This is a genomic window from Salinicoccus sediminis, from assembly GCF_000986795.1.
In the GTDB taxonomy this organism is placed as follows: Bacteria; Bacillota; Bacilli; order Staphylococcales; family Salinicoccaceae; genus Salinicoccus; species Salinicoccus sediminis.
The window spans coordinates 18,500-35,821 of sequence record NZ_LAYZ01000003.1; the positions used below are offsets into that span (position 1 = coordinate 18,500).

13 protein-coding genes are annotated in these 17,322 nt (G+C 49.7%); 10 read left to right on the plus strand and 3 right to left on the minus strand.

The genetic code is table 11. The features are described from left to right. Window positions 1-17 precede the first annotated feature (17 nt). The 4 genes from WN59_RS06270 (at window position 18) to WN59_RS06285 (ending at window position 6,531) form a co-directional block, all read left to right on the plus strand. Window positions 18-509 (plus strand): CHAP domain-containing protein, encoded by a 492-nt coding sequence (locus WN59_RS06270; RefSeq protein WP_046514480.1) that lies wholly within the window; start codon window positions 18-20, stop codon window positions 507-509. A 40-nt stretch (window positions 510-549) separates the two neighbouring features. Then, on the plus strand, window positions 550-2,808 hold the full coding sequence (locus tag WN59_RS06275) for an ATP-binding cassette domain-containing protein (protein WP_046514484.1): 2,259 nt from the start codon (window positions 550-552) through the stop codon (window positions 2,806-2,808). Window positions 2,809-2,938: 130 nt separating this feature from the next. Next, complete coding sequence (gene fdhF, locus WN59_RS06280) at window positions 2,939-5,890, plus strand: formate dehydrogenase subunit alpha (protein WP_046514491.1); 2,952 nt, start codon at window positions 2,939-2,941, stop codon at window positions 5,888-5,890. Further along, window positions 5,890-6,531 carry a DUF1641 domain-containing protein gene (locus WN59_RS06285; protein WP_052747313.1) on the plus strand — a complete coding sequence of 214 codons (642 nt, stop codon included), beginning with the start codon at window positions 5,890-5,892 and terminating at the stop codon, window positions 6,529-6,531. Before fdhF ends, WN59_RS06285 begins: the two co-directional genes overlap by 1 nt. Window positions 6,532-6,566: 35 nt before the next feature. On the opposite strand, the gene WN59_RS06290 is transcribed toward WN59_RS06285, so the two are convergent. Beyond that, window positions 6,567-7,043: a nucleoside deaminase gene (locus WN59_RS06290; protein WP_046514495.1), complete on the minus strand. Its 477-nt coding sequence runs from the start codon at window positions 7,041-7,043 to the stop codon at window positions 6,567-6,569. A 123-nt stretch (window positions 7,044-7,166) separates the two neighbouring features. Between WN59_RS06290 and WN59_RS06295 the strand changes: the two genes are divergently transcribed. The 3 genes from WN59_RS06295 (at window position 7,167) to WN59_RS06305 (ending at window position 11,381) form a co-directional block, all read left to right on the plus strand. Further along, the gene (locus WN59_RS06295) at window positions 7,167-8,768 is read left to right on the plus strand and encodes a glycosyltransferase (protein ID WP_046514498.1); all 1,602 of its coding nucleotides are present in this window, start codon (window positions 7,167-7,169) and stop codon (window positions 8,766-8,768) included. Beyond that, window positions 8,761-10,890, plus strand: coding sequence for a bifunctional glycosyltransferase/CDP-glycerol:glycerophosphate glycerophosphotransferase (locus tag WN59_RS06300; protein ID WP_046514502.1), 2,130 nt, complete (start codon window positions 8,761-8,763; stop codon window positions 10,888-10,890). The genes WN59_RS06295 and WN59_RS06300 overlap by 8 nt, the downstream gene beginning before the upstream one ends. 215 nt (window positions 10,891-11,105) lie before the next feature. Then, window positions 11,106-11,381, plus strand: coding sequence for a 4a-hydroxytetrahydrobiopterin dehydratase (locus tag WN59_RS06305; RefSeq protein WP_046514506.1), 276 nt, complete (start codon window positions 11,106-11,108; stop codon window positions 11,379-11,381). Window positions 11,382-11,435: 54 nt separating this feature from the next. Here WN59_RS06305 and WN59_RS06310 read toward each other — a convergent pair whose 3' ends face one another. Beyond that, window positions 11,436-12,107, minus strand: a complete 672-nt coding sequence (locus WN59_RS06310; RefSeq protein ID WP_082099207.1) for an RluA family pseudouridine synthase — start codon at window positions 12,105-12,107, stop codon at window positions 11,436-11,438. A 205-nt stretch (window positions 12,108-12,312) separates the two neighbouring features. Between WN59_RS06310 and WN59_RS06315 the strand changes: the two genes are divergently transcribed. Beyond that, window positions 12,313-13,392, plus strand: a complete 1,080-nt coding sequence (locus WN59_RS06315; RefSeq protein ID WP_046514512.1) for an aldo/keto reductase — start codon at window positions 12,313-12,315, stop codon at window positions 13,390-13,392. A gap of 68 nt (window positions 13,393-13,460) precedes the next feature. Here the strand turns inward: WN59_RS06315 and WN59_RS06320 are convergent, their stop codons facing one another. Further along, window positions 13,461-14,318 (minus strand): SDR family oxidoreductase, encoded by an 858-nt coding sequence (locus WN59_RS06320; RefSeq protein WP_046514515.1) that lies wholly within the window; start codon window positions 14,316-14,318, stop codon window positions 13,461-13,463. Window positions 14,319-14,460: 142 nt separating this feature from the next. On the opposite strand from WN59_RS06320, the gene WN59_RS06325 reads away from it, so the two are divergent. Beyond that, entirely contained in the window at window positions 14,461-15,594 is a 1,134-nt protein-coding gene (locus WN59_RS06325; RefSeq protein ID WP_046514517.1) for an NADH-dependent flavin oxidoreductase, read from the plus strand. 213 nt (window positions 15,595-15,807) lie between these two features. Beyond that, window positions 15,808-17,304, plus strand: coding sequence for a flotillin family protein (locus tag WN59_RS06330; RefSeq protein ID WP_046514521.1), 1,497 nt, complete (start codon window positions 15,808-15,810; stop codon window positions 17,302-17,304). Window positions 17,305-17,322: the final 18 nt, after the last annotated feature.

Sequence of the window (17,322 nt, forward strand, 5' to 3'; positions counted from 1 at the left end):
TAAGGGCAGGAAAATGAATGAAAAGGACAATTCTTACAGCACTCATACTGATCCTGGCGGTGACAGGGTTCATCGCCTTTAATGACCGGTCTGGAGAAGGACTTGTCAAAGAGATTGAATATGCCGTAATGCCCGACCCGATGGAGCACAACAGATATGACGAAGGCCAGTGCACCCACTATATTTTCGAACGGGTGAAAACAGACGGGAATATGATCGAAAAAGGCTGGAGTGACGCAGAACACTGGGCAAAGAAGGCCGAAGAAGACGGCTATACGGTCAATGCAGAACCGTCTGAAGGGGCCATCCTCCAGACCGAACGGGGCGAGCTGGGGCATGTCGCCTATATCGAGGCCGTGAACGATGACGGCTCAATTGAGATTTCCGAGATGAACTTCGTTGAGGCATATGAAGTCACCGAGCGGACAATCGGGGCCGGCGATACGGACCGGTACCGGTACATCCATCCCAAAGAAAATCCGTATGACGGCAGCGGAGAGTCTGCATAGATTTTTCCGGATGTGAAATACATCAGAGAGGTGAAACGCCATGTCAGAGATACGCATAATCGGCGCCAATCAGAACAACCTGAAAAATGTGTCAGTCGATATACCAAAGCATCGGCTCACAGTATTCACCGGCCGTTCCGGCTCGGGGAAATCATCCCTTGTATTCAGCACGCTTGCAGCCGAATCAGAACGCCTGTTGAACGAGACGTATTCCAGCTATATGCAGCATCAGCTGACCCGCTTCGAAAAGCCGGATGTCGACCATATAGAAAATCTGCCGGTGGCGATGATCATCAACCAGAAAAGACTGGGAGGAAACTCCAGGTCGACGGTGGGGACCATTTCGGATATATACTCCACTGTCAGGCTGCTCTGGTCCCGCATCGGCGAACCGTTCGTCGGCTATTCCAATGTGTTCTCATTCAACAACCCCGGCGGTATGTGTGAAAAATGCCAGGGGCTCGGCTATGTGGAGGACATCGATCTCTGCGAGCTGCTGGATTTTGACCGTTCACTGAATGAGGATGCCATCAGATTTCCGTCTTTCAGACCGGACAGCTGGCGGGGGAAACGTTATTTATACAGCGGTCTCTTTGATAACGACAAGAAGCTCAGAGACTATACGGAAGAGGAGATGGATACTTTCCTCTACACCAAACCGAGGAAACTGAAGGACCCGCCTGAAAACTGGCCGCGGACTGCGAAATTCGAGGGGCTCATCCACCGTTTCAGGCGCTCGTTCCTGCTGAATGACAATTTCGAAAAGAAGCGGTTCCTGGAAGATGTGAATCGGGTCGTCACCTCTCATAAATGTCCCGCATGCGATGGTAAAAGACTCAACCCCAAAGTGCTGAGCTGTAAAGTAGCCGGACTGGACATTGCCGAATTTACCGCCCTGTCCATTGATGATGCCATTTCTTTCCTTGAAGCGCGGAAAGATGAAAAAGCGGTCTTCATCATCAAGCCGCTGCTCGAACAGCTCCGGGCCCTCTCCTATGTCGGTCTGAACTATTTGACGCTCGATAGGGAAACACCGACACTCTCGGGCGGCGAGTCACAGCGGATAAAACTGATCCGTCATCTGAACAGCCCGCTTACAGACCTTGTCTATATCATCGATGAACCGAGCGTCGGACTGCATCCGGAGGACATAGAGAAGATCAACGGCATCATGTGTTCGATACGGGATAAGGGAAATACCGTCCTCGTTGTCGAACACGATCCCGACGTCATACGCATTGCAGATCATGTCATCGATATCGGGCCCGGTGCGGGCAGGCACGGGGGAGAAATCATCTTCCGCGGCACATATCAGGAACTGACAGAGTCGGAAACACCGACCGGCGAAGCGCTGAAACGGAAGCACCGGCTGAAGGAAGCTCCGCGGCAGCCGGATGGTTTCATCCGTCTTGAAAATATCACGCGGAACAATCTGACGGATGTATCCGTGGATATACCCAAAGAGGCACTGTCCGTCATCACCGGCGTTGCCGGTTCCGGAAAGAGCACACTGCTTTTTGCGGGTCTCGGAAATTCATCAGAAAGCATATTCATCAATCAGAAGCCGGTGCACGCTTCAAGCCGTTCCAACCTGCTGACATACATGGACCTTTTCGACGACATCCGCTCTTTCTTCAGCCGTCAGACCGGCCTGAAAAAAGGCATGTTCAGCTATAACTCGGAAGGTGCATGCCCGGAATGCGGCGGCAAGGGCGTCATCCGGACCGAGCTTGCATTCATGCCCGATTTCTCCCAGGTCTGTGAAGTCTGCGGCGGCACACGCTACCGGCCGGAGGTTCTTGAAGCGAAAGTGAAAGGATACTCCATCGCAGATGTGCTGGCATTGACCGTCGAGGAGGCACTGGCAGTATTCAGACAAAACACCGGCGTCATCACCCGTCTCAGACACCTCGAAGCGACAGGCCTTCATTATATGACACTGGGACAGTCACTTGATACGCTATCCGGCGGGGAGATCCAACGCATTAAACTCAGCAGATATATGGACAGCGAGGCAACAGGGCAGATTTTCATCTTCGATGAACCTACGACCGGGCTTCATGAGGATGATATCCCGAGACTGCTCGCATGTTTCGAACAGCTGATCTCACAGGGCAATACAGTCATACTGATCGAGCACAATCTCACAATGATGACCCATGCGGACTGGATTGTCGACGTCGGCCCGGGACCCGGCGCACGCGGCGGCAGCGTGATGTACAGCGGATTCCCGGGCGGACTTCCCGGCATCAGCGGCTCGCCCACGGCAAAACACCTCGGCAGGTACATCAGTGAATGAAGGAAACGGGCTAAAACGTCCGTTTCCTTTATTATTCTCACTTAATCTCTGAATAATCTGATATTGATGATTTAAACGGATGCAAAAGGGGAAACATGAAAGATAAAGACTCGGGAAAGGAGATATAGACATGAATGACCATCTTGAAATTACGCTGAACGGAACAAAGCAGAGCGTTCAGAATGACGTTATGCTTTTGAGTCATCTGAAGGAGAATGGGACAGAGCCGCCGCACCTTTGCTACCACGAAAGCCTCGGTGCCCTTGAAACATGTGATGCATGTATCGTCAAGGTCAACGGTGAATACGTCCGTTCCTGTTCCACTACCATAAATGAAGGGGATGTGGTGGAGACTGTCGGGGATGATATCCACGAAGCGCAGCTCATCGCCATGGACCGTATTTTAGGCAATCACGAACTCTATTGTACGGTGTGCGATTTCAACAACGGAAACTGTGAAATACATAACACGGTGAAAGAGATGAGGATCAGCCACCAGGATACGCCGCACACAGGAAAGGACCATGAAGTGCAGCGGAATGCATTCTACCGCTATGACCCTGACCAGTGTATCCTGTGCGGGCGGTGCGTCGAGGCATGCCAGGACCTCCAGGTGAATGAGACCCTCCTGATTGACTGGACACTTGAACGGCCGCGCGTCATCTGGGATAACGATACTACGATAGATGAATCATCATGTGTGAACTGCGGTCATTGCTCCACAGTGTGCCCGTGTAACGCGATGATGGAAGTCGGCATGGAAGGGGAGGCCGGTTTCCTGACCGGAATGGCTGAAGAGACATTCCGCCCGATGGTCGATATTACAAAGGATATCGAAACGGGATACGGCTCGCTCATGGCCGTCTCGGATGTCGAAGCGACAATGCGCGAAGAACGGATCAAAAAGACGAAAACCGTCTGCACATACTGCGGTGTCGGCTGTTCATTCGATGTATGGACGAAAGACCGTGAGATCCTGAAGATCGAACCGCAGGAAGAGGCCCCGGCAAACGGGATTTCCACCTGCGTCAAAGGCAAGTTCGGCTGGGACTTCGTAAACAGCGAGGAACGTCTGACAAAGCCGCTGATCCGCGAAGGTGATGAATTCCGGGAGGCGGAATGGGAAGAAGCCCTCTATCTCATCGAAAAGAAATTCAAGGAAAACCGGAGGGAAAAAGGACCGGACTCACTCGCTTTCATCTCATCTTCTAAATGTACGAATGAAGAATCCTACCTGATGCAGAAACTTGCAAGAGGTGTCATCGGAACCAACAACATCGACAACTGTTCAAGATACTGCCAGTCCCCGGCAACAATGGGACTTTGGCGCACCGTGGGGTACGGCGGGGACTCCGGCGGCATCGGTGATATCGCACAGGCGGAACTCGTCATTTCCGTCGGGTCCAACACCGCAGAATCCCATCCGGTGCTTGCGACGCGTGTGAAGCGTGCGCAGAAACTTCACGGACAGAAAGTCATCGTCGCCGACCTGCGTGAAAATGAACTGGCAGGCCGTGCGGACCTCTTCGTCAGACCTGCACCGGGGAGCGATCTGGTATGGCTGTCAGCCGTGACAAAATACATCATCGACCAGGGCTGGGATGATAAAGCATTCCTCCGCGACCATGTGAACGACGTCGATGAGTACATGGCGAGCCTGGACAAATACACACTGGAGTATGCTTCTGACGTTACAGGAATGACAAAAGAAGAACTGATTGAAATCGCGACATCGATACATGAAGCAAAGACGACATCCATCCTGTGGGCGATGGGGATCACACAGCACGGCGGCGGCAGTGATGCGAGTACCGCAATCTCCAACCTGCTGCTGGTGACCGGGAACTATATGAAGCCGGGCGCCGGCGCATACCCGCTCCGCGGACACAACAACGTGCAGGGGGCGAGTGACTTCGGCAGCATGCCCGACCGTTTCCCGGGCTATCAGTTCGTGACGGATGATGACGTGCGCGCACGCTTTGAAGAGAACTGGGGCGCGGAAATACCGACAGAGCCGGGGCTGAACAACCATGAAATGGTCGAGGCCATCCACGAGGGCAACCTCGAGATGCTGTATCTGAAAGGCGAGGACATGGGCATCGTAGACTCCAATATCAACTATGTCCAGTCTGCGTTTGAAAAGCTGAAATTCTTCGTCGTGCAGGACATCTTCTTCTCTAAGACATGCCAGTACGCCGATGTGGTACTGCCTGCCAGCCCGAGCCTGGAAAAGGACGGCACATTCGTAAATACGGAAAGAAGATTCCAGCGCCTTTATAAGGTGATGGATCCGCTCGGTGAATCCAAACCGGACTGGCAGATCATACAGGAGATCGCCAACCGCATGGGAGCAGGATGGGACTACAGCCATCCGGGTGAAATCATGGATGAAGCGGCTTCCCTGACACCGCTTTTCGCAGGGGTAAGCTATGACCGTCTTGAAGGATATGACAGCCTGCAGTGGCCGGTCGCTGAAGACGGTACGGATACGCCGCTTCTGTTCGAAAAGGAATTCCCGCTGCCTGAAGGCAAAGCGCGGCTCTGGCCGGTCGAGTGGACGAAACCGCTCGAATTCGAAGATCAGTATGATCTGCACGTCAACAACGGCAGGATTCTGGAACATTTCCACGAAGGGAACATGACATACAAATCGGAAGCCATCACAGGGAAGACACCTGAAGTATTCCTTGAAGTATCGCCACAGCTTGCCGCGGAGCGCAAACTCGAAGACGGGACCAAAGTCCGACTGACCTCCCCTTACGGCAGTGTCAAAGTGAGCTGCATCGTCACAGACCGCGTATTCGGCAAACAGCTGTATCTGCCGATGAACACAGCCGGCGAAGGGGCGATCAACCACCTGACAAGCTCCCATTCGGATAAAGATACGGACACGCCTGCATACAAAGAAGTCTCTGTGAAGATGGAAGTGCTGGAGCCAAAAGGAAAAAGCCCGCTTCCAAAAACCAACCACCGTTACGGCAATCCGCAGCCGCAGATCGGTGTAAACGTGGAAGAGAAATGGGCGCGCCGCGACTATATCTTCCCGGGAGACATCGTCAAGGCGAGAAGGGGGGATAAATAATGGCCAAAGCGACGAAAGTGATCCATAAGATGGAAACCGATCCCGAAGTGCGGCACGAATGTGAACTCCGGGAGCTGGAGCAGCTTTTGACGAATCATAAGGAAGTCCTGGGGGATATCCTGTCGATAGCGGACAAGATGAAGGACCGCGAATTGCTGGATATGATGAGCAGCGGTCTCGGACAGGGGGACAGGATCGTACACCGGATAGTGACCGCACTCGATGATTCCGAAACGCCCCAGTCCATCAAGAATGCACTTCTTTTGTTCCAGCTGCTCGGGACGGTGAATATGACTGAGCTTGAACCGCTCGTACTGAAGATCAATACCGGAGTTTCAAAAGCGGCTGAATACGAGCACGGGAATGAGAAGGCGGGATATGCCGGCCTCATCGGCGCATTGAAGGATCCGGAAGTGGTGGAAGGCGCCAATGTCCTCCTTCAGATACTGAAGGGCATGGGCACCCAGAAAGATGAAGAGGAGCACATCAAACCCCAGACCGAACGGGTGCGGAATCCCGAACGTGAAATGGATGAACAGGAAAACGATCATGCAGAAGGCCAAAAAAAGCCGTATGGCTACGCGCTGGCGGCAGGTGCCGGCGCTTTGATGATGATCCCCCTCATATTGCTGAGAAAGTGAAAGAGGTCCCAAAATCGGGACCTCTTTTTCTGTCTCTATGATTTCTGATAAGTGTACTGCAATTTCCGGACCGCTTCCGACAGTTCTTCATCGGGGCCGTCAACTTCCACGCCGCGTATCACCTCAGGGATGGAGAGGCCCCGGAGATTTCCGGCCGCGACACCCAGATCCTCATGCCAGTGCTTCAGCTGTTCTGATGAGCTGGCATATACTATGCGGCCAAGAGACGCGAGCCCGTGGGCGGAGGCGCACATCGGGCAGTGCTCCCCCGAAGTGTAGACCGTTGCAGCACGCCGTTCCTCTTCACTCAGATTCGAAGCCGCCCACCTGGCAATCTCGAATTCCGGATGTCGTGTATCGTCACCTCCGGCGTTTCGGTTATGATCTTCAAAGAGAACTTCACCGTCACTGGATAAGAGCAGCGAGCCGAAGGGGGCGTTGCCCTTTTCAAGCGCCTCCTCAGCCAGTTCCACACAGCGTTTCAAATAGATCCTGTCCGACTCATTAATCATGTATTCGCCCTTTCCCAGGTTTTTATCGACCTGTACGTTTATCGTTTTTCTTTTAGTATATACTTAAAGTAATATAATATAGTATAATCCTCAAATGAATGAGGCTAAGACAAGGATGGTTTTATGAAACCCAGGATTATTTTTCTACTTAACTCCATAGGTGTCAACAAGGGCGGACTCACACATGCATCCTTAAGGCAGGCAAGCACTTTTGCTGATGCAGGCTATGATACCCAGATACTGACATTCAGCTATGAACCACGCTTCCCCGTCATCTGTCAAAAACTCAAGGAGATGGGTAAAGTCAGCAATAAAGTAATCATACGTAACATGTTTGAGGATTTAGCTTTATACGGGAGACGGGATAAGATCAATGTCCGCAAAATGAAAATAGACCTTTCCGATTATGCGGGGGAATATGCCGTAACCCAGAGAAAGAACTACAATGCCTACAGACTTTATAACAACGGCATATATGAAAAATACATCGCGCTCCGGGATGATGGCACTCTCGATTTCACAGACTACTTCAATGAAAACCGGTACAGGGTGCGACGGGAGAACCACAACTATTACGGACATGTAAGCAGAGTGCAGTATTTCAGCTTTGAAGAGAACAAGGTCAGACAGGAAGTATTCTTTGATAAATCAGGGGCGGCCTTCCTGAATTTCTGGCATGAACCCTCCACCGGAAAAACCAGCCGGATTACCCATTTCGGTTCGAATAAGGAAGTGCTCAGTGAAACGACCGGCGATGCCGTGCCCCATAAACTGCACTGGTTGAACAGTGTCATAAACGAAGCGGATTCCCGGGTAGTGGCCATTTCGGATACACGCACCACCGATGAGCTGCTCGTCAAACTGGATAATCCACTCGCAAAAAGAGCACTTCGCCCTCACAGCAATCATCTGAGGAACCCGGATGATCCTGATTCCGAGCTGAATAAACGGAACAGATATGCGGTGGAGAATATAGGAAATGTCGATGCGCTCATCGTCCTGACAGAAAAACAGAAGAATGACATCGTGAACCGTTTCGGCCATGAGGATAAAGTGTTTGTCATCCCGAACTATTATGAAGTGAATGTCCCGAAAATCAGAGGTGTAAGATCTTTTGTTGCCAATGTAAAACACTACAGCGGCCAAAGTGAAAGGGACATGTCCAAAGTTTCAATCGTATCAAGATTCTCAAGTGTCAAAAACATAGACCATACCATCAGGGCATTCAAAAATGTCGTCAGTGAAGTGCCGGAAGCCAGATTGGAAATCTGGGGCTCCGGGGATAAAAAGGAAGAATATGCCGACTTGATAGAATCACTTGGGCTCGGGGATAATGTATTGATAAAAGGGTATACCCAGAACCCTGAAAAAGTATACCAGGGCGCTGCGTTATCCGTCGTAACCTCCAACGCTGAAGGCTTCTCCCTTTCCGTCATGGAAAGCATGGCGAATAACACTCCGGTCGTCAGTTATGACATAAGATATGGTCCTTCTGATATGATTGAGGACGGGACAAATGGGTTCCTCATAGAAAAAGGGGACATAGAAGCCTTATCAGAAAGAATCATCCATATGCTTAAGAACCCTGAAGAAACAAAGAGTATGGGCAGTGAAGCAGGCAGGACAATGCAGACGAAATTCAGCAGGGAAAACTATCAGAATTTATGGTTCTCGCTCGCAGGTAAGCTGCTGGAAAAAGAAGAAAGGAGCAACAGCAATGAATAATTTGATTTCTGTAATCACGCCGGCAGAAAAAAATGAGGAGTATATCAATACTGCCTTGGAATCATTGAGGAAACAGGCATACACAAATTTTGAAGTACTGGTCCTCCATTCAGATACAGACTCATTGAAAAAAGTGATTGATGATGCATACCTGGATGATGACAGATACAGATTCATCGATACACCTGCGGATTTGAACGTGGGCGCTGCGCGCAATATCGGGATCGAAGAAGCAAAAGGAGACTATATATATTTCCTGGACAGTGACGATTATATATCCGAGAACATGCTGCAGCTCCTGAGTGATAACATAGGTGAATTCCCAATGATCCGCGGCAGGATGAAATCGACGGACTTCAGTTCAAGTTCTGTCATCATACTGCCGGGTACGAACAAGATAAAGATGTATTCAACGAGAAGATACAATCTGCTCCGGACAAATTCAGCCATCAACTTCCTGATTTCAAAAGCAGTCATCGATCGCATGAACCTCCGGTTTTCCGAAGAATTCAAGACATATTCGGATTTGACTTTCATGATTCCGCTGATGGAAGAGATTGAAATGATACCCTATTCCTACGAAGCAATCTACTTCAGAAGGAGAAGGAATGATCCAATCAACAATCCGTCTCTCAGACAGTCTCCCCTGGAACAGCTGACACCCGATCTCTTAGGCATCTATAACCAGCTGAGGACAGAGGAACTCAGTGAGGAAGCCCGGAAATATCTGGATGACAAACTCCTCAACTTCTACAGGAAGCGGCTGGTGCCCGAATTCAAGGACGATTCCACCATCGATCAATACTTTGAAGGCCTTGTGGAAAGTATAAAGAAAATTGATCCGGAACGACTGGAAAACAAAGACTTCATCCTGAAAAATGACGTAAAAGCGATACAGTCGAACCGGAAAAACATCTTCCGGAAACTGAGCAACTTCAACCATCTTCTGAGGGATATCAAAAAAGGATTCACTTCCAGAAAAGGACGCAAGGAACTGCTTTATAAACGTGTGTTCAAAAACATGGATTTCAAAGACAACCTCGTAGTCTTTGAGAGTTTCCAGGGTAAATCCTATTCCGACAGCCCTAAATACATCTATGAGTACATGCTTGAAAACAAAAAGGACTATAAATTCGTATGGGTGATGAACAATCCTGGCAAGATACCGGGAAATCCTGAGACTGTAAAACGCTTCTCACTCAGGTACTACTACTATCTTGCAAGGGCGAAATATGTCGTCAGCAACGTAAGGATGCCCAACAGCTACATCAAAAGGGATGGCCAGTCATATCTTCAGACGTGGCACGGCACGCCGCTCAAAAGGCTTGCAGGCGACATGGCTGATGTCCATATGCCCGGCACAAATTCTGCCCGGTATAAGAGGAACTTCAACCGTGAAACGGATAAATGGGATTATCTGATTGCTCCCAACCAGTATTCCTCTGATATTTTCAGAAGAGCGTTCTGGTTCAACAACACGATGCTCCAGACCGGATATCCGAGAAACGACATTTTGACGAACCGCAATGATGAAGAAACCATGAAGAGACTTAAAAGAAGAATCTACTTGCCGACCAACAAGAAAATCATCCTTTACGCACCAACATGGCGTGATGACGAATATTACAAAGTCGGAAAGTACAGATTCGATCTGAACCTCGACCTGCACAGGATGAAAGAGCAATTCGGGGATGAATACATCATCCTGCTCAGGATGCATTATGTCGTCGCTTCCAATATCGATCTGACAGATCTGGAAGGCTTCGCATATGATGTATCAAAATACAGTGATGTCAGCGAACTGTATCTGATGTCCGATATTCTCATCACAGACTATTCATCGGTATTCTTTGATTATGCCAATCTGAAACGTCCGATACTGTTCTACACTTACGACATTGAAAAATACCAGGGACAGTTGCGCGGCTTCTACATCGATATGGAGACAGAGCTGCCCGGGCCGCTGCTAATGAATAATGACGACGTAATGGATACGATTGAAAATATCGATGAAGTCAGCGAGAAATACAAGGAGCGATATGAGAAATTCCATGAAAGATTCTGCAGCTGGGATGACGGAAGGTCATCAGAAAAAGTCGTGGATGCAGTATTTGAAAAATAATATGTTAGTGAAACGGGGCTGATCCGGATCAGCCCCGTTTTTATACCGACAGATTATAACGCCATGCGTTATCCGCCCAAACCATTGACATGAAAGGGATTACGGGAGTTATAATAGCTGACGTAACGCCCGGCATCATTTCTAATTACGGCTGATTCACTGCATTTGAAACAGGGTAGAGAGGACTAAAGGACATTTATGGAGGAGGATTACTTATGGAAGATGTGAAAGTCCAGGCGGAAAAGATGGATGGCTGGTCAGTCGAAAATGAGGTGGTCATCAGGAAGTTCAAATTCGTTAAATATCTTGATGGCATTTCTTTTGCAGAAAAGATCGGCACCTATGCCGAAAGCGTGCAGCACCACCCTTTCATTTCAATCGATTATACAACGGTCACCGTTTCATGGACGACACATTCCAAAAATGCACTGACTGAAAAAGACATCGCAGCTGCCAAAGCGTGCAACAACCTGTATCGTTTGTTCAACTGATCAGAAAGCCCATCCGGAAAAAGTTCCGGATGGGCTTTTAAGTTTACATGCGGTTCAGGCAAATTCAGACCACGGATGTTTATCCGGCGGCGGACAGTCGACAGTGATCATTTCCTTTTTGGTTGGGTGTTTGACGCTCAGACGGAACGCCCATAAAGCAATCTGCTGTCCGGGCCTGTTTACGTGCTGCCCGTATTTCTGATCTCCGTAGAGTGGGGCCCCCTGATTGGCCAGCTGAACCCTGATCTGATGTGAACGGCCGGTCTGAAGATTGACTTCGACAAGACTGCCGTTGTCATCGTTTTTCAGGACTACGTAATCAAGCACGGCTTTTTGGGCGTCTTTCTCATTCTGTTTCACTACGCTGACAACATTCTTGCTGCGATCTTTCCTCAGATAATCCGTCAGTCTCCCGTTCTCCTTCGGCAGATGCCCTCTCGTTACAGCGAGATATTTTCTGTAGATCTGGTGCTTCCTCAGTTCGTCCGACAGACGGGAGGCAGCTTTCGACGTCCTTGCAAAAACCATCGCACCGCCGACAGGACGGTCCAGCCGGTGTACCAGCCCGAGATAGACATCACCCGGTTTATTATATTTCTCTTTTATATACTGCTTCAGAACGGTCAGAAGATCTTCATCTTTTGAACTGTCGCCCTGCACCGGAACATTGACGGGTTTCTCAACGATGAGCAGGTGATTATCCTCATAAAGTACATTGATATGCACTTGATTCACTCCTATTTTATAAATGCACATAGTTAATGCCCGGCCGCAACAGATGCACTGGACACTGGAAAAACTTTAACATCCAATATAACATCTGTGCGGATTAAAGAGAATCATATTTCCCGGAATTCTACACTGATGACGATTTTACCGGGGTTTCACATGTATGACAGAGGGGAAGATAAAGTATATTGGAGGGATGATGATGGACTACAGATTACTGGGTGATTCGGGGCTGAATGTTTCCAAATATGCCCTTGGCACAATACCGTTCAGCGGTACAAATGGCTTTGAGCCAGCAGCAGGCATGGCTCAGGAGACAGCAGATGCACTGGTCGATCATGCACTTGATAACGGCATCAATCATTTTGACACTGCAAATCTCTACGCCAAAGGGGACGCTGAAATCATGCTCGGCAAGGCCATCCGCGACAAACGCAAGGATATGGTGATTGCCAGCAAGACAGGGTTCCAGCTTACCGAGAGTCCAAATGATGTCGGTGCAACCCGCATCAATATTGAAGCATCCATAGACGCGACATTGGAAAGGCTCGGCACCGATTACCTCGATTTATATTACGTCCATGTCTGGGACGGCCAGGTATCTGTTGCAGAAACGGTACTGGCAATGAACGACCTGATCAAAAAAGGGAAAATCCGCTACTGGGGCGTTTCCAACTACAGTGGATGGGCACTGGGTAAAACCCACACCTTCGCGGTGGAAAACAACCTGATTCCGCCGGTTGCCCATCAGATCTACTACACACCTGAATCCCGGGAAGCGGAATACGAATTGCTGCCCGCAGGAAAAGAGCTCGGCATCGGCAATACGATATGGTCACCGCTCGGGGAAGGGCTTTTGACCGGCAAGATTACGCGGAATCAGAAAGCGCAGCCGGGCACGCGGCAGGGCGAAGGCTGGCCCGAACCATATATCAAGGACAAGAAACTGTTCTATGACCTTGTGGAGCTGCTCCAGGATGTGGCGTCCGGACACGATGCCACGGTGCCGCAGGTAGTGCTCGCCTGGATGCGGGAAAGGCCGAATGTCGATTCCATAATCATCGGCGCGCGCAACAAAGATCAGTGGCATGAGAACGTCGCCTCATATAACCTGCAGCTGAGTGATGAAGAGACCGCCCGGATAAACGACCTGACCCTTCCCGAGCCGATCTATCCGATATGGCACAGGGCGATGAATACAAGCGACAGGGCATCTGAAGCGGAAAAATCCTACCTTGAGGATTTCAATGCATATATGGAAAAACAGGATAAAGATATATAAATACAGAGCCGGGAGCACAACAGTGCTCCCGGCTCTATGCCTATTGTTTTACGTGAAACCCTGTTTTATCACGACTTGCCTGCCGAAGTGCCCGGTTCTATATCGTAGGATTTCTGTACCATCTCGTGCCTCTGACCGAGGTTTTCATCAGTCTTTTTATCCCACAATTCTTCCCTTCGTTCCTTCACCATCGGAATCATTTTCTCAGGTATCACGTTCCTGTAATTTTTCGTTTCGCCGAGTATGACTTTCACCGCCGGTTCAATAACTTCTTCCGGATCGAACTGTTCATAAGGGAAGGATGCTTTTTCGTAGTCAAATATCGTTTCATCCGATTTTTCCTGCCAGTCCTTCCATGTTTCGAACTCGCGGTCATTAAAGCCAGTCAGATAAGGTCCCGGATTGATGGTGGCAACTTCTATGTTGAATTCCTGCAGCTCCTTGCTCAGTGATTCCGCAAAGGCTTCCAGCGCATGTTTGGAGCCGCCGTAGGGGCCGGAAAACGGGTCTGCCATAAAACCGGAAACAGAGGATATGAAAACAATCCTGCCTTTCTGTCTCTCTACCATCCGGTTCACAAAGCCCTGTGTCAGAAGAATCGGGGCAAAGGTGTTCACCTCAAACTGATGACGGAGATTCTTCTCAGGTATATCGGCAAGCGAACCGCCTTCTTTTACCGCTGCGTTATTGACCAGTATATCGATATCCCAATCCCATGCCTTTTCCCGGTCTTTGGAATCAGTAACATCCAGTTTCTCTATCTGCATCGTCACACCGCGTTCTTTCGCTTCCTTTTCCAAATCAGAAACCTGTGACATGACTTCCACTCCTGCAATGACCGATTTCCCTTTTTCCGCCAGGCTGAAAGCCATGCCTTTGCCGAATCCGGTTCCGGCGCCTGTAATCAGTACTTTTTCTTCACTCATTCAAAATCCTCCTGAATATTTATTCGAAAACTTCTTCTGCTTATTTTTACCCTGTACAACCTCCAGTTATGCAGTATAGGCATTTTATTACACATCGTTATGATGTAGTGATAGGGTGGCTGTAGAGGAGGCAGAGATAAACATGAATGAAAAATACGCACCGTTGTTTGAAAATGTTCAGCTGCCGAACGGCGCTGAACTCAAAAATAGATTTGTACTTGCTCCGATGACCCATGTTTCATCAAATGATGATGGCACGGCATCGGATATGGAAATCGACTATATGGGAAAGATGTCGAAAGATGCCGGCCTGGCAATTTCCGCAGCCTCGAATGTCACTGACCTGGGCAAAGCTTTCCCGGGCCAGCCGTCTGCGGCCCATGATTCAGATATAGAAGGGCTGAAAAAAGTCGCTGATGCCATGAAGAGAAACGGGGCGAAAGCGATACTCCAGATCCATCACGGCGGCGCCCAGGCACTGCCCCGGCTGACACCGGGCGGAGATTCTGCCGCACCGAGCCCGATTACACTGCAGAGCTTTGATGAACACAAGGCGCATGATGCCCGTGAAATAACGGACCAGGAAATCGGGGAAACGGTCAAAGCATTCGGCGAGGCAACACGAAGAGCGGTTGAAGCCGGATTCGACGGCATTGAAATACACGGTGCCAACCATTATCTCATCCATCAGTTCGTGTCCCCGCATTTCAACAGACGAACAGATAAATGGGGCGCGGACCGCTACCTGTTTGCAGAAAGGGTCGTGGATGAAGTCATAAAAGCAAAAAGTGAATATGCCGGAAATGATTTCATCATCGGGTACAGATTTTCACCGGAAGAGGCGGAAACGCCCGGTATAAAGATGGAAGTTACGAAAGAACTCATCACCAGGCTGGCCGGGAAACCGCTCGATTATCTGCATGCTTCACTCGGAAATGTGCACTCAAAAACGCGTGACGGCACGTATGCGGGAAGAGAACGCATAGAATTGCTCCATGAATGGATCGGAGGGCGCATGCCGCTGATAGGAATCGGCTCGGTATTTACGGCAGATGAAGCGCTCGGGGCCATCGAAGGCGGCAATCTGGAACTTATCGCGCTGGGCCGTGCACTGCTGCTCGACTACAATTTCGTCGGCAAGATCAGAGACGGACGGGAAGATGAAATTGCGAACGTGTTCGAACCGGACAGGCAGGACAGATATGAACTGCCGGAACCGCTTTGGAAACAACTTTACAACGGTTTCTATCCGCTGCCGCGGACCGACGGGCAGTAGCCAATTGAAAAACTGGCGTTTTAAAGCACTCATGCATCATGAGTGCTTTTTATCCTGCAAAGAATGAAATGATAGATGATGGTAAAGTTATAAAGAAAATTACGCATTTATCATTGCAGTCGCTTTCTTTTTATAGAATACTTGGGGAGAGGGCAGGTTTTATCCTTATCATTAAGCAGTTGCGCAAAAAGGAAAATGAACAGGAGGCTACATATGTTTGAGGTTACAGGTACTTTACTTGCGATAATCTTCGTTATCGCTGTGCTCATTATCGCCGCTGTCGGCTGGTACTTGTTCATGAAAGCCAGATACCGTACGGTTCCTTCCAATGAAGCGCTTATCGTCACGGGCCCGAATCTGGGTGATGAGACGAAGGAGACGAACATCTACAAGGATGACCAGGGGCGCTACATGAAGGTCATAAGGGGCGGCGGCCACAGGCTCAAGCTGTTCCAGACCGGCACGAGGGTGTCTCTGAAATCATTCCAGCTGCAAATTTCCACCCCGAAGGTCTACACGCTTGAAGGTGTGGGGATTTACGGTGAAGCCGTGGCTACGGTAAAAGTGGCTGACGATCTCGACGGCATCGTCAAATATGCCGAACAGTTCCTGGGCAAGGACCAGAAAGATATTGAACATGAAATTTCTGAAGTCCTGAATTCGAATCTCCGTGCAATCCTCTCCAAGATGACGGTGGAGCAGATCAACAAGGATCGGGAGAGTTTCAACGAACAGGTCCGGGAGATTGCACAGGATCAGCTGAACAGGATGGGCTTCAAGATTACCTCACTTGGTCTGTCCGACTTGAGGGATGACGAGAATTACCTGGAAAACCTGGGACGTCCGCAAATTGCCCGGGTGAAGAAAGAAGCAGAAATTGCCGAGTCCGAAAATAGACGTGAGACCGAAATCCAGCAGGCCAAAGACAACGAGACCATCTCAAATGAGCAATATAAACGGGAAATGAATATTGCCGACAGCCGTAAAGAGAAAGACCTGAAGGATGCCCGCATCCTCGCTGAGACCGAGAAGGAGAATGCAGCAGCAAGAGCAGCCGGAGAACTCGAAGAAGAAGAGCGCCGGCTTGAAGTCGAGCGGCAGCGTCTGGAAATACGCGAGCAGGAGAAGCAGAACGAATTGAAGCTGCGGCAGATGGAACGTGAAAATGACGTTCAACTCGAGAAACAGCAGGTTGAAGTACGCAGGCAGCAGGCAGAGGCGGATTACTACGCCCAGACCAAAGATGCCGAAGCAAAAGCCGAAGCCCGCATGGCTGAAGGTAAAGCGGAAGCGGAAGTCATCAGGGAGAAAAGCCTGGCCGAGGCTGAAGCGATCGAACGCCGTGCCAAGGCAATGGCGGAACACAAAGACGTCATCATCCTTGAAAAGCTCATCGGAATCATGCCGGAATTCGCCAAGGCCGTCAGCGACTCCATGAGCAACGTTGAATCCATCCGCATCCTGGACGGCGGCAGCGGTGACCAGTTGAAATCACTGCCGAATACCGTCACCGGAACAATGGCAAAACTGCAGGAGAGCATGGGCCAGATGACGGGATTCGACCTGGAAAATTTCCTGGGAAATCTCTCAAACAGCGAAGAAGCGGATTTCAGTGAAGTGGATGAAGCAGAAGAAAAAGACACGGACTCATCCGGGGATAAATTCACCGGAGATAACGACAACCATGATGACCACGATGATGTAAAATAGTATCAGAAACAACTTCCA

Bases quoted from the DNA above. Each gene is read 5' to 3' on its own strand.
- WN59_RS06270 (WP_046514480.1), top strand. From the start codon at position 18: ATGAAAAGGACAATTCTTACAGCACTCATACTGATCCTGGCGGTGACA.
- WN59_RS06275 (WP_046514484.1), top strand. From the start codon at position 550: ATGTCAGAGATACGCATAATCGGCGCCAATCAGAACAACCTGAAAAAT.
- fdhF (WP_046514491.1), top strand. From the start codon at position 2,939: ATGAATGACCATCTTGAAATTACGCTGAACGGAACAAAGCAGAGCGTT.
- WN59_RS06285 (WP_052747313.1), top strand. From the start codon at position 5,890: ATGGCCAAAGCGACGAAAGTGATCCATAAGATGGAAACCGATCCCGAA.
- WN59_RS06290 (WP_046514495.1), bottom strand. From the start codon at position 7,043: ATGATTAATGAGTCGGACAGGATCTATTTGAAACGCTGTGTGGAACTG.
- WN59_RS06295 (WP_046514498.1), top strand. From the start codon at position 7,167: ATGAAACCCAGGATTATTTTTCTACTTAACTCCATAGGTGTCAACAAG.
- WN59_RS06300 (WP_046514502.1), top strand. From the start codon at position 8,761: ATGAATAATTTGATTTCTGTAATCACGCCGGCAGAAAAAAATGAGGAG.
- WN59_RS06305 (WP_046514506.1), top strand. From the start codon at position 11,106: ATGGAAGATGTGAAAGTCCAGGCGGAAAAGATGGATGGCTGGTCAGTC.
- WN59_RS06315 (WP_046514512.1), top strand. From the start codon at position 12,313: ATGGACTACAGATTACTGGGTGATTCGGGGCTGAATGTTTCCAAATAT.
- WN59_RS06320 (WP_046514515.1), bottom strand. From the start codon at position 14,318: ATGAGTGAAGAAAAAGTACTGATTACAGGCGCCGGAACCGGATTCGGC.
- WN59_RS06325 (WP_046514517.1), top strand. From the start codon at position 14,461: ATGAATGAAAAATACGCACCGTTGTTTGAAAATGTTCAGCTGCCGAAC.
- WN59_RS06330 (WP_046514521.1), top strand. From the start codon at position 15,808: ATGTTTGAGGTTACAGGTACTTTACTTGCGATAATCTTCGTTATCGCT.